We start from the raw sequence: 12,778 nt of genomic DNA, 5'->3' as shown, positions 1-12,778 counted from the left end.
AACCATGAAAAAAAATCTCATCGTTTCCATGATCGCGGTTGCGGTCGTTTTTACACTCACTAGTTTTATGTCCTTTTCCGTTCTTGTCAAAGGCATTTTTAGCGACAAACGGGCTGCTCTCTCGGTTCCAGCCGACGCAGCCGCGCCAACTAAAAGCCTTTATGATTTCACTGTAAATTCACTGGATGGAAAACCTGTAGCGCTGAAAGCCTACAAAGGCAAAAAAGTTGTCATTCTGAACGTTGCCTCGAAATGCGGCTTTACGCCACAGTATGCCGATTGGGAGAAATTCTACAAAGAACATGGCGATAAAGTAGTGGTTCTGGGTTTCCCAGCCAACAACTTCAAAAGCCAGGAGCCCGGCAGCAGCGAAGAAATTGCTGAGTTCTGCAAAAAGAATTACGGCGTAACCTTCCCCATGTTCGAGAAAGTATCTGTACTGGGCGACGATCAGGCTCCCCTCTACAAATGGCTGACGACCAAGTCGTTGAATGGCTGGAATGAGCAGGCACCTACCTGGAATTTCTGCAAATATGTCATCAATGAAAAAGGTGACCTAACCAATTTCTTTGGCTCGAAAGTGAAGCCTGAAGATGAAGAGTTTAAGAAAGCTATTGGCATGTAATGTTAATAGCTAATGTAAAATGAATAATGAATAATGGATAATGAGTGGATCGGCCATTTGCCGATAACATCATTATCCATTATTCATTTTACATTATCCATTATGAAAAGCTGGATTGCGGCTGCCCGGCCGCGTACGTTACCGCTATCCTTAGCCAGTATTATTCTTGGTAGTTTTCTGGCATATGCCAATCACCATTTCAGTTGGCCAATTGCACTTTTGGCCGCTCTGACGACCATCTTCCTCCAAATCCTGTCCAACTTTGCCAATGATTACGGCGACGCGGTTTCAGGTAAAGACACCGAACTCCGGGTGGGGCCCCGCCGGGCCGTTGCTACCGGCGACATTAGTAAAGAAGCCATGCTTCGAGGCATTGTACTAATGTCGGTACTCTCGCTTATTTCTGGGATTGGGCTGCTTGCTCTGGCTTTTTATGATGCTGGCCCCAAAATCTTCTGGTTTTTCCTGGTCTTGGGCCTACTCAGCATTGCTGCTGCCATTGGCTACACCAATGGTAAACGACCGTATGGATACGCGGGTTTTGGTGATATTGCCGTGCTGATTTTCTTTGGGTGGGTGGGCGTACTGGGAACGTATTTTTTACATACGCTTTCGTTCAGTGCTATCCTGCTGTTACCCGCCACAAGCGTTGGATTATTTGCTACGGGTGTGCTAAACGTCAATAACATCCGCGACATTGAAACCGACACCATGACCGGCAAACGCTCAATCCCCGCACGTCTGGGGTTGCCGCTAGCCATTCGCTACCATTGGGGATTGCTCCTAACCGGAATGGGCTGTGCTGTTGCCTATTCGTTTCTGACAGGGGCGGCCTGGTTCAGTTACGTTTACCTACTGGCGTTCCCGCTGTTTATACTGAACGGTCGGGCTGTGGCTACGCATAAGATGCCTGCTGAACTCAATGCCCGCCTGGGCCAGCTTGCCCTCACCACCTTACTGTTTGTGCTGTTATTTGGAATTGGGCAGGTGCTGTAATGCTTCGGGTAGGGACGCACCTACTGCGCTTTTGTGTTGCCTGAACATAGTTTTCCTACTAAAAATCCGCCTTTACAGGGCTGTGATACAGATGTTTATCTGATAACTATATGGCAGCAAAATTTACGTTCATAAGCGGTGTATAGCTATCTTTGAACGCTATTCTAAACTTGCCCATAGACATATGCTAAAACACTGGTGGAAAGCGTTGACCGTTCTCATTTTAACGTATGTCTTTATTGCAGGCTTGATGAGCCCTGTGCCTAAATTACCTATTTTACACGAGGCAATCCGCAATACGTTCTTTCATCCCCCCCTTTGGATTGCGATGATGGTTATGCTGCTGTCGTCCGCTATTTTTTCGATACGGTACCTCAGAAAAGGGAAAGCTGACGATGATTTGTTATCAGTGGAATTTGCCAATACGGCTCTTCTATTTGGTGTTCTGGGTTGTGTTACCGGATCGGTATGGGCCTATTTTGCCTGGGGCGATTTATGGCCCAATGATCCTAAAACGAATGGCGTTGCCGTTGGTATGCTTATGTATCTGGCTTATTTTGTACTAAGGGGATCATTTGACGACGAGATGCGCCGAGCTAGAATTTCTTCGGTCTACAACATCTTCGCCTTTGCTATTTTTATTCCCCTTATTCTTATCCTCCCCCGCTTAACGGATTCATTACATCCTGGCAACGGCGGGAACCCCGGTTTTAATCAATATGATTCCGATAGCTCCATAAAACGGATTATCAGACCTGCTTTTATTGGCTTTACCTTACTTGGTTTTTGGATTACTCAACTTCGCGTTAGACTGCGCCGGTTAGAACTAAATTTGGACGAACAGGAAGAAGCGAAAAAGTCGGCTGCCCATCAGGCGATACAAGTACAAGACCCAGGCAATTTATAACGAGTAGCAAAATGGATAAACTAACAGAAATACTACGGGAAGACGGTAAAATCTGGGTTGTTGTCGTCGTGATTGGGGTTGTTTTGTCAGGGTGGCTGTACTACTTTCTTAGAATTGGAAGCCGGGTAAATAGGGTAAAACGCAGAATGCAACTGCGTCAGGATTCTTTGTGATGAAGCCTCCTGTTTTCACTCGGAAAAGCCAAGCGAAAACACAATATGTGTCTCACAGGCACTTAATAGGGCTCGTTTTTTTCTGCGGCTATGATCCGCTCTCTACTATTGGTACTACTGCCAAATACATTGATCTCCTTCAATATGATTCGGCCCGCCAGATCCTGAATAAATAGGGTATCCTGGGGAATAAAGGGTTTATCCGTATGGCGGTAATCCACAAAAATGAAAGAAACCGGTAAAATGTAGCTACCGGCGTATTGAAGACTTAGGTAAGGTAACTTTTTTAAGGCTGTTCGAATAGTTGGTTCAAAGCCATAATAAGTGCCTTTGTGGCTGGAGTTTAGAATTGAAATGTTCTGAATACGCCCTTTATTATCAACGGTAAATCCGGCAAAAACCCGACCATATACACTGGACCACTCAGCCTGGCGAGGGTAGGTGAGACGACGCTTTAAAACAGTCGTAAAAACGGGGTCCTGATTAAGATCAGGGCTTGCCAGTTGAGCAAAAGCCACATGACTACTTACGAATAGCAGGAATAATCGCCAATAGCGCATACGGGTATGTTAAGGTAAGTCAACAGCAATGGATCACGGGAAGAAAGAAGAAAATTAGGTTGACCTACTTCAAAAATACCTGTTCCCCTTATTGCCGCACCACCTTTCTAACCACCTTGTTCTGCCCCGCCTGAATGGTAAGCATGTAGGTTCCTGTGGCATGGGGCATTGAAATAGTTTCTATTACCGAAGAAACCGATCCATATTGTTTCTGGAACACCGATCGGCCCTGACTATCACTCAGGCTTAACGTGACCTCCTTTTTCTGATTCGTCGTTAACTCAATATACACTACTTCATGCGTTGGATTCGGGTAAATCCGAAGTTGTCCACCCGAAAATTCTTCTTCGGCGGTCGGTAAAAGCACTGTTATGGTTGCCTGTCCTGAAGCGCTGCCTTTACCGCAACTATTTTCAACACTCGCTATTGAGTAAACAGTGGATTTGGTTGGTTGAACTGTTTGGACAGTGGGCGTTGTGCTGCTCGAAAATGCCGTTCCATCCGACAACGTGCCTTTCCAGGGGCTATCGCCTGTGAAGCTGAGCGAGAGATCAATGGGTTGTCCTTGCAATACCGTTCCCGAGCCAGCTAATGTAGCGGTTGGTAAGGGTTTTACTGTAAATCCATCGCTCGATACAAGCTGTGCATACGAAATGCCGCGTGGCCGCACTCGTACTCTGTAGCCTGCGCCGGGAGCTAAATTGGCTGGAAGCGACGCATTTAGAGTTGTCAGTGACCCTGAGCCAACAATCGTTTCGTTTGTAAAATCACCCGAGGCATCAGACAGGAGCACATCGTACTGCCAGGTTGACGCCTTGCTGGTATTTTCGGGTGTTGCTGTAACCGCGAAGGTGCTGCCTACACAAACCGATGTAGTGCCGGATGTAGTGCCGGATACTTTTGCCGTTAGTTTAGGCGGTTGCTGGACGCTTACCGTAAATTGGTCGGCTAGACACTCTTGATTGTCAGTAACAACAACTGGGAACGTGCCGGCCTTATCGGCTATGTAGCGAATGGTACGGCTGGTTTGTCCAGTTGGCCAGCGATAGTCGCCTATCCATGATGCCGAAAAGGCAAGTGTGTCGGCGAACTCGGCGGTAAAGGAAGCCGATTTATTCACATTTTTCATGATCGTAAACTTATCCTGCACAGAACCGTCGGACATGACTAACTGAGCATCCAGGCGATTATCAACTACGTCAAGCAGCATTGATCCACCAAGTGTAGTATTATTGTAAACCGTAGCCGGATGCGGAAAGTCGACGGATTGTCCGCCTAGTTGACCACCAGAACCGTTAACAATGTACACCGTTCCCTGGCCCTTTGTCAGAATAGGGCAGGAGTTGAGCGAGCCATCGTAACGGGCTGTCGTATTTTCGACAAGGTTTTGGCTTTTATCGTAGGTGTTAGCTAAACCACGTAATCCCTTAATCCGGTACGTTCGTTCGTAGCCATGACTATGCCCATTCAGGACTAAATCGACTCCGTAGCGCTCCAGAATTGGGGTCAGGTTCTCGCGGATAAGCCGCATAGATTCCTCCGTATCGGAGTTGTGGCCGCCTTTGCTATAGGGTGGATGGTGAAAAATGACGATTGTCCAGGGCAATTTGTTAGCCGCCAGATCACGTTTGAGCCATTGTACCTGAGTAGAGGTGGTATCATATAGCCGATATTGTCCATCCTGTCGGCCCTGCGAGTCCAGTGAGATTAAATGGACATTGCCGTAGCTGGAAGAATAATATGACTTTGAACCCGACGGAACACCCCCTGTTTCACCCTGTTGCGGAAACGAAAATAGATTGTAATAGGCTGTGTTGAAATTTGTTTCGCTATCGGCGTAATCGTGATTGCCCGGTGTAATAAATAGGGGCGTATTGCGGAGTGTGGGTGCGTACACCGGAAAAACCAGCCGTTGATATTCTTCCTCGAAACCAAACGAGTACGCATTGTCGCCAAGCCAAAGCCATAAATCAGCTGGCCGGTTAGCGGTAGCATTGCGATAGGCCTGATAGACGTTTGTCTGATTATCGCTGCCACTGCCAAAGTCACCTAGTACCCACATCCGAAAGGGGCGGGTATCGCCAGTCGGCACAGCCGTTTTAACATAGTAGTCTGGACCCGATGCTAATTGTGTATCGTCGTAGCCAATGGCATAGGCGTAGCGGGTTGCCGGTTGCAGCCCCGTGATGGTCAGTGCATGTTCGAGAGTGGGCTGGCTTTCACGGGTATTCTCAGTAAGCTGACTGGCTGCCAAACCATACCATACCCGACCAGTTGTGGGCTGATCTGTACGCCAGCGAACGACAACCGAGTTTGGTGTAAGTACCTGCAAGTAGGGGCCACGAACAATACCAGGTAATTGAGCCAGAACGTTCTGCCCAAAAATCAGAAGGAAAGCCAGAGTCAGGCAACGAGCGTAGTGCATACGGTGAATGAGAAGACACCGTAAAATTACACCTGACGACCGACAAATCCGTCAATAAGCGTAATTTGTTCGCAATCAGCTAATTAGTTTTCAGGCATTGTATAATGCCTGATGCATCTTAAGTAAATTCCTGACGGGCCAGTCGCTTTGATTGTACGATTCCAACTGAGTTATCTTTACAAGTAACTGTCGTTCAATGCGTCGACGTTCGTCGGGAGAGAGTTTTTTTAGGGTACTTGTCAGCTCATTGAGTGTCTGATTGAGCTGAACACAAGCTGTAGTGGGTAGCGTAAAATGAGCAGCTAATCGCTGAACATCTGATAGTTTCCAGAGATCGGGCTTGCTGCGCCGGTTCCGAATGGCGTTTCCACTGAGTCCTACGGCAATCCCTAATTGCTCATCGTTGAGCGAACACTCACGTAGCCGCCACATAACGGCCTGATAATTATTGACAAATGAGTGTAACGTAGTTCGTAAAATATCTATCAAGGTTGTAAGTATTTAAGTGAGTGCCGCTACTATCGTAAGCTACTATTCATTAAATGGGCTAGGGGTTTGAGTATAGCTGGGCCCGCTTCAACAAATGGCAGCAAGGGAATTTTAACAGCATATCAATTACGTACTCAGGTACTTACTTACAACATTCATGCCGTTGTGTACTTATTTTACAATATTGGGTAAATTCAGTGGTTCAGACAGAAACTACTGAACAAGCAAAAAGGCACCTTCGATCGAAGGTGCCTCTCGTAAACTCACGTCCTGAAACGGTGCCGCTCTAGCAACTCAACGCGTTCGGGAGGTTTGATCGTTAAGCCCGTTCTATTTTGAGCCGTAACTGGAACTCGTCCATCTCTATTTCTGCCGCAGTGCCATTTAGGCCACTCACTAAATCTAGTGAAACGGCCTGAACTTCCTGCCGGATATAATCACGGTTGGCTTCAATGGCGGTTGCCAGTGCTTCGTTGTTCCGTTCAAGTTCAATGCGAATCTTGTCAGTCACCGAAAAATCACGGTCTTTACGCAGGTTCTGAATCCGGTTTACAAAATCGCGGGCAATACCTTCTCCCCGTAATTCGTCGGTTACATGAACGTCTAGTGCCACTGTCAAGCCACTGTCGCTGGCCACGAGCCAGCCTGGAATATCTTCGGTCAGAATTTCAACATCCGACAATTGTAAATCGAACGAGCCAAGCTGCAAGCTGTCGGATTGTTCCAGTTGTTTCAATTGCTCGGGCGTCATCGCTGTGATGACGGCGGCAACATCTTTCATCTGTTTGCCAAACTTAGGGCCCAGCGCCTTGAAGTTCGGTTTAACTTTCTTTTTCAGGATACCGCTGGCATCATCCACAAACTCAACCGCTTTTACGTTCACTTCCGACATAATGATCGGGCTAACGTGCTCAATTTGCCGACGCGTATCCGCATTCAGGACCGGAATCAGTACACGGCTTAGTGGCTGCCGAACTTTTAGCTTATGGCCTTTTCTAAGCGAATGTACCAGCGACGATACTTCCTGGGCCAGTTCCATCGATTGCTCCAGTTCTGTGTTGATCAGCGCCTGATCAGCCGCCGGGAAGTCGGTTAAGTGAACCGACGTGGCGGCTTCTGTTAGGTTGCGATACAACCAATCGGCATAAAACGGCGCGATAGGCGACATTAATTGCGATATGGTTGTCAGACATTCGTGCAGAGTTTCGTAGGCCGCCCGTTTGTCGAGGGTCAACTCACCATCGATCGCGACCCCAGACCAGAAACGCCTGCGCGATAAACGGACGTACCAGTTTGATAACTGGTCGTTCACGAAATCCTGAACCGCCCGACCTGCTTTCGTAGGATTGTAGCTATCAAACTGAGTACCAACTTCCAGAATCAATGATTGCAGTTTGGATAAAATCCAGCGATCCAGTTCAGGTCGTTCAGCTACAGGCACGCTTCGTCCGGCAAACGTAAACGCATCCAGATTGGCGTAGAGCGCGAAAAAGTTATAGGTATTGGACAGTGTGCCGAACAACTTCCGCTGCACTTCGCCAATGCCATCGGTATTGAATTTAAGGTTATCCCAGGGCTCAGCGTTGGTGATCATGTACCAGCGCGTTGCATCGGGGCCATATTTCGCAAGTGTTTCAAATGGATCGACAGCATTGCCTAGTCGTTTCGACATTTTGTTGCCGTTTTTATCCAGCACCAATCCTGTCGAAACTACGTTTTTGAACGCCACCGAATCAAATAGCATCACCGCAATGGCATGGAGCGTAAAGAACCAGCCCCGAGTTTGGTCAACGCCTTCGGAGATAAAATCGGCCGGAAACGCTTTTTTGAACACGTCCTGATTTTCGAACGGATAATGCCATTGCGCATACGGCATCGCTCCTGAATCAAACCAAACGTCGATCAGGTCAGATTCGCGCTGCATCACCTGACCGCTCTCCGAAACGAAATAGACTTCATCGACATAAGGCCGGTGGAGGTCGTAATCGCCAGATGAAAGCTTTTGCAGAAACTCGTCGTTTTTCGCTTGTTGCTCGTCGCTTAACTTACCAGATTTCTGGGCTTCTGCGACATGCGCCTTCATTTCGTCGACCGATCCAACGCAAACTTCTTCGCCCGTTTCAGTGCGCCAGATCGGCAGGGGTGTTCCCCAGAAACGGCTACGGCTTAGGTTCCAGTCTACAAGATTTTCGAGCCAGTTGCCAAAGCGGCCTGTTCCCGTACTCTCGGGTTGCCAGTTGATCGTTTTATTCAGTTCAACCAATTGCTCTTTCTTTGCTGTCGTGCGGATAAACCAGCTATCGAGTGGATAATACAAAATCGGCTTATCCGTCCGCCAGCAGTGTGGGTAGGGGTGTTCGTATTTCTCAACCCGGAACGCTTTGTTTTCTTCCTTCAGCTTGATGGCAATCAGCACATCGGTCGGTTTGAAATCAGGATCTTCGCGTTCTTCGTCGGAGTAATATTCCTCTTTTACGTACCGTCCGGCATAATCTGTGATTTCATCCACAAACTGGCCGTGTTTATCCACAATCGGTACATATTTTCCCGTTTCATCCTTGACCATGATCGGTGGAATACCCGCAGCCTGCGCTACCCGGAAGTCATCGGCCCCAAAAGTTGGCGAGGTATGCACGATACCCGTACCATCTTCAGTCGTGACGAAATCGCCCAGAATAACCCGGAAGGCAGGAGTAGCTGGTTGAACATAGGGCATCAACTGCTCATACTCGATACCTTCGAGGTGTTGGCCTTTAAACTCCGAAACAATGGTCCAGGGCGTTATTTTATCCGTAGGCAGGTAGGCATCGAAGGCAGGGCTAGTACGCGAATCGACCTTGCCTTTTTCGTTCAACCATCGTCCCACTAAGTTTTTGGCCATCACCACATGCACCACTACGTGCGTGTAGGGGTTGATGGTTTTCACCAATACATAGTCGATGTTGGCCCCAACGGTCAGCGCTGAGTTGGCGGGTAGTGTCCAGGGCGTGGTGGTCCAGGCCAGGATATAGATATCGGCATCGGCAGAATCGAAAAACAAAAAGCCCGATTTACCGCTTGGCTTCACCTTAAACTGGGCAACAATGGTCGTATCCCGCACATCTTTATAGGTGCCCGGCATATTCAACTCGTGCGAACTTAAACCCGTTCCTGCCTTTGGCGAATAGGGTTGGATGGTGTAGCCTTTATAGAGCATTCGCTCGCCAGTTGCCGTCTTTTGGTCGTACAACTGCTTGAGCAGCCACCAAACCGATTCGATGTATTCGTTTTTGTAGGTGACGTAAGGATTATCGAGGTCCACCCAATAGCCCATTTTCTGGGTCAGGTCGTTCCACTGATCCGTAAACCGCATGACCGTTTCTCGGCATTTGCGGTTGTACTCTTCCACGCTGATACCCCCTTCCGACTCGGGTTTGCCGATATGATCTTTGGTAATACCCAACTCTTTTTCAACCTGTAATTCAATGGGTAGTCCGTGTGTATCCCAGCCGCCTTTGCGCTCGACCTGGAATCCCTGAAGCGTTTTATACCGACAAAAAATGTCCTTAATCGTCCGGGCCATCACATGGTGAATTCCAGGGGCTCCATTGGCTGATGGCGGTCCTTCGTAGAACGTAAATGTGGGCTGCCCATCGCGGATCGCCACTGATTGTTCAAATACCTGATTTTGATTCCAGTAAGTCAATACCTCGGCTGCGATCTGCGCGTAGTCGAGGGACTCATATTGTTGGTACTTCACGCCTGGCATAATCGAAAGGCACGAATGGTCTCCTGTCAGAGCCGGAGACCGTTGTGCGGTTAAAAAATAAGTGCAAAGATAGGTAAATAGACGGCATAGGTAGCCTAGTCTCGTAGTGCCTTGTTAAGCGGCAACAAAAAAGCGAACCGGTGTGGTTCGCTTTGGCACATGGATGAACCAGCGCAAACCTATGTAGCTTGAGTACGATTAATTTCATCTATAATAGTTTCTACCTCGGCCAGGGGCAGCTCTGCCGCTGAGGCAATGGTATCAGCCGTGAGGTTCAAATTCAACATAGCCCTAATGAATTTGATCTTACTCTGACGACTTTGTTCACGCTCTTTCTGTACCAGTTCTTCGGCAACTGTCATAGCTTGTCGGCGCTCTTTCTGTATCAATTCTTCAGCAACTGTCATAGCTTGTCGGCGCTCTTTCTGTACCAGTTCTTCAGCGGCTGTCATAGCTTGTCGGCGCTCTTTCTGTACCAGTTCTTCAGCGGCTGTCATAGTTTGGCGACGTCCCTCCTGTAATAGTTCTTCAGCGGCTGTCATAGCTTGGCGACGTCCTTCCTGTAATAGTTCTTCGGCGACTGTCATGGTAGAAGATTCGGTTTTTGAAGAAATACGGCTAAAGATACCGAATAGTTCGACTTTGGTCAAGTCGGCGGTGTATGATAAATAGAGAAAACCAGTACCTACGAAACGTTGCCCGGCCGGTGTTTCAACTAATCGGCGGACAACATCGGCAAAGGTATCCAGCATGCGTGTCAGTTCGCGCTTCCGGCGACTATTCTGCAATAGAATAGCCGTAAGTCGGGCGTAATCTGACTGTAATGTAGGGAGTCGTTCGTCAGAGAGTGTCGACAGATCGATCAATAGATAATCGAACGCAGGCAGATAGGCGTTGAGTGTTTCATGCAAGGGGGCGAAATAATCAGGCACACTGCGCTTTTTCCACCGTCGGTTGCCATGATAGACCAGAACAGGTAAAACGGGTGTCAACCGTTGTTTCTGTTTGATCTGACTCTCCCAAAGGTTGAGCAGATACCGGTTGATCTGAAAATGTGGGTACTCCTCAGTGTAGCTTTTGTGTTCCAACAAGAGAACAAGCCGGATAGGGTGGCCAGCATACTGCACCGAAAAAACAAGATCAGCGAAATGTTCCGCTAGTTGTTCATCGGTAAACGTATCCACTTCACGGGTCAATGTAGTGTAGTCGATACGTTCCCGGACAGCCTCTGGTGCAAACGCGTTTAAAAAGTCGATCAGAATTTCAGGCTGAGAAAATGTCTCTTTAAAAAACCTGTCGTGTGGGTTGTCGGGTGTTGTTGCCATCAAATCGTCAGAATCACAAACTCCACCCGGCGGTTCACCTTACGTTCTTCGTCGGTGCCTTTGGTCAGAATAGGCCGCGTGTCGCCGTAACCAACCGTCTGAATTCGGTCGATGTCGATTCCCTTCTGAACCAGATAGCGTTGGCAGGCAATGACGCGGTCGCGGGAGAGTTGTAGATTTTTGTCGTGATCGCCGATGATGTCGGTATGGCCTTCGAGTCGGATACTCATATTTGGGTTATCCTGCATCATGGATACTAGTTTGTCTAGCTCAGCAAAAGAAGCCGATAACAAGTCTGATTTCGACATTTCGAAATAGATATTCTTGAGTGTCACCTTATCGCCCACGGCCAGGGGTGTTAGAGAAATATCGCGGGTTAGTTTCTGTCCACCAGCTACTTTGCTCAAATCCAAAACGCCACTGGTTGATTGGTATCCCCGTGCCGACGCGATATAAGTATACACTTGCCCCTTTTGTAAACTCATTCGATAGGCTCCCGTCGACGCAAAGCTCTGCACCGAGTCCAACATTTGCTTACTTGACGATAGCTGATAGTCGATCGTGGCCGTAACGGGTCGTTTGTTTTTCGCATCACTGACTACGCCCGATACATTCACGAGCGTAAGTACGGGAGCTGGAGCGGGCACGGGTTTCGTCTTAGGAACATCCGTTCGGGGCGTTTCCATCTCACCACCCGATTCACCCGACGGAGCGGGTGGCAGGTTCGTTTTCTTTTTGGGTAAGTTGGGGACGGGCGTTGGTGCTGGTGCCGTTGGGGGATTGTAAACTACGGGATCGGCGGGGTTATTGACGTAGAGGTTGTAGATATTCCAGCAAACAATCTGATCATAATCATTACACTCGAACAGATCAAAATTTTCTAAACCTTTATCCAGCCGCTCGAAATAAAGGGTAAATGTGACTTGGTCGCCAGAAAACGTATTGCGTTGCTTTGGTTTTTCTGGAATTCCCTCAACTTTAAGGAAGCCAAATTTACGTGCTCCATTAGCACTCACTAATTGACCTGCAGGATCAAATGAGATATAACCGGTAGGTATTAGCCTGCGATTTTGGCCATATTTCGGCTGACCACGCTCAGTATAGGTCAAATTCAGAATCGTATAATCTTTCGTCAACCGAATGCTGTTCACCGCTACCCCAGGATCGGCAGGGCGGCCTGTTCCCGGTTGACTGCCCGAGTTGGGGTAGGTATCATCCGGTGATTGTTGACCGCTTGATGGGTATTGCTGGCCACCGCTCGACGGATAACCGGATGGATAAGAGCCAAACGTGCAGGCAGACGTAAGCCCGGCCAGTAAGAGGAAAATTACGTAGTGTTGACGCATAGGTACAAGAAACAAGTAGTTCGTAATCAGGTGGTAAAGAACGGGAAATTCAGCGGTAACTTTCAGGAACAAGCGTTAGACTTGCCAGTTAGTCAGCTATTTGTATGAGACGCTGGGAGAGATGGCTGGTTACAGGGGAAAGGGATATACTATTTACTGAATTGGCAGGCTTGCGAATAAAAAA

10 protein-coding genes are annotated in these 12,778 nt (G+C 48.1%); 4 read left to right on the top strand and 6 right to left on the bottom strand.

Translation table 11 applies throughout. The features are described from left to right. The first annotated feature begins 4 nt into the window (after positions 1–4). From EXU85_RS30455 to EXU85_RS35910, 4 genes are all read left to right on the top strand, one after another. Positions 5–625, top strand: coding sequence for a glutathione peroxidase (locus EXU85_RS30455; RefSeq protein WP_142775692.1), 621 nt, complete (start codon positions 5–7; stop codon positions 623–625). Positions 626–727: 102 nt separating this feature from the next. Further along, complete coding sequence (locus tag EXU85_RS30450) at positions 728–1,621, top strand: 1,4-dihydroxy-2-naphthoate polyprenyltransferase (RefSeq protein WP_142775691.1); 894 nt, start codon at positions 728–730, stop codon at positions 1,619–1,621. A 184-nt stretch (positions 1,622–1,805) separates the two neighbouring features. Next, the gene (ccsA, locus tag EXU85_RS30445) at positions 1,806–2,528 is read left to right on the top strand and encodes a cytochrome c biogenesis protein (RefSeq protein WP_142775690.1); all 723 of its coding nucleotides are present in this window, start codon (positions 1,806–1,808) and stop codon (positions 2,526–2,528) included. An 11-nt stretch (positions 2,529–2,539) separates the two neighbouring features. After that, positions 2,540–2,701: a CcmD family protein gene (locus EXU85_RS35910; protein ID WP_246859313.1), complete on the top strand. Its 162-nt coding sequence runs from the start codon at positions 2,540–2,542 to the stop codon at positions 2,699–2,701. A 62-nt stretch (positions 2,702–2,763) separates the two neighbouring features. Here EXU85_RS35910 and EXU85_RS30440 read toward each other — a convergent pair whose 3' ends face one another. From EXU85_RS30440 to EXU85_RS30415, 6 genes are all read right to left on the bottom strand, one after another. After that, positions 2,764–3,261 carry an energy transducer TonB gene (locus EXU85_RS30440; protein ID WP_142775689.1) on the bottom strand — a complete coding sequence of 166 codons (498 nt, stop codon included), beginning with the start codon at positions 3,259–3,261 and terminating at the stop codon, positions 2,764–2,766. Positions 3,262–3,349: 88 nt separating this feature from the next. After that, complete coding sequence (locus tag EXU85_RS30435; RefSeq protein WP_142775688.1) at positions 3,350–5,686, bottom strand: metallophosphoesterase; 2,337 nt, start codon at positions 5,684–5,686, stop codon at positions 3,350–3,352. Positions 5,687–5,776: 90 nt separating this feature from the next. Continuing rightward, positions 5,777–6,175 (bottom strand): hypothetical protein, encoded by a 399-nt coding sequence (locus EXU85_RS30430; RefSeq protein ID WP_246859312.1) that lies wholly within the window; start codon positions 6,173–6,175, stop codon positions 5,777–5,779. 319 nt (positions 6,176–6,494) lie between these two features. Continuing rightward, positions 6,495–9,923 carry an isoleucine--tRNA ligase gene (gene ileS, locus EXU85_RS30425; RefSeq protein ID WP_142775687.1) on the bottom strand — a complete coding sequence of 1,143 codons (3,429 nt, stop codon included), beginning with the start codon at positions 9,921–9,923 and terminating at the stop codon, positions 6,495–6,497. Positions 9,924–10,102: 179 nt separating this feature from the next. Then, complete coding sequence (locus EXU85_RS30420) at positions 10,103–11,248, bottom strand: Rpn family recombination-promoting nuclease/putative transposase (RefSeq protein ID WP_142775686.1); 1,146 nt, start codon at positions 11,246–11,248, stop codon at positions 10,103–10,105. Continuing rightward, complete coding sequence (locus EXU85_RS30415; protein WP_142775685.1) at positions 11,248–12,594, bottom strand: OmpA family protein; 1,347 nt, start codon at positions 12,592–12,594, stop codon at positions 11,248–11,250. The genes EXU85_RS30420 and EXU85_RS30415 overlap by 1 nt, the downstream gene beginning before the upstream one ends. Positions 12,595–12,778 lie beyond the last annotated feature (184 nt).

This window comes from Spirosoma sp. KCTC 42546 (genome assembly GCF_006965485.1).
Taxonomy (GTDB): Bacteria; Bacteroidota; Bacteroidia; order Cytophagales; family Spirosomataceae; genus Spirosoma.
This window is presented reverse-complemented; position numbering and strand designations above follow the sequence as displayed.

What these genes read in the sequence shown, in the direction of transcription:
- EXU85_RS30455 (WP_142775692.1), top strand. Translation starts at nt 5, where the DNA reads ATGAAAAAAAATCTCATCGTTTCCATGATCGCGGTTGCGGTCGTTTTT.
- ileS (WP_142775687.1), bottom strand. Translation starts at nt 9,923, where the DNA reads ATGCCAGGCGTGAAGTACCAACAATATGAGTCCCTCGACTACGCGCAG.
- EXU85_RS30415 (WP_142775685.1), bottom strand. Translation starts at nt 12,594, where the DNA reads ATGCGTCAACACTACGTAATTTTCCTCTTACTGGCCGGGCTTACGTCT.
- EXU85_RS30435 (WP_142775688.1), bottom strand. Translation starts at nt 5,686, where the DNA reads ATGCACTACGCTCGTTGCCTGACTCTGGCTTTCCTTCTGATTTTTGGG.
- EXU85_RS30420 (WP_142775686.1), bottom strand. Translation starts at nt 11,248, where the DNA reads ATGGCAACAACACCCGACAACCCACACGACAGGTTTTTTAAAGAGACA.
- EXU85_RS30450 (WP_142775691.1), top strand. Translation starts at nt 728, where the DNA reads ATGAAAAGCTGGATTGCGGCTGCCCGGCCGCGTACGTTACCGCTATCC.
- EXU85_RS35910 (WP_246859313.1), top strand. Translation starts at nt 2,540, where the DNA reads ATGGATAAACTAACAGAAATACTACGGGAAGACGGTAAAATCTGGGTT.
- EXU85_RS30440 (WP_142775689.1), bottom strand. Translation starts at nt 3,261, where the DNA reads ATGCGCTATTGGCGATTATTCCTGCTATTCGTAAGTAGTCATGTGGCT.
- ccsA (WP_142775690.1), top strand. Translation starts at nt 1,806, where the DNA reads ATGCTAAAACACTGGTGGAAAGCGTTGACCGTTCTCATTTTAACGTAT.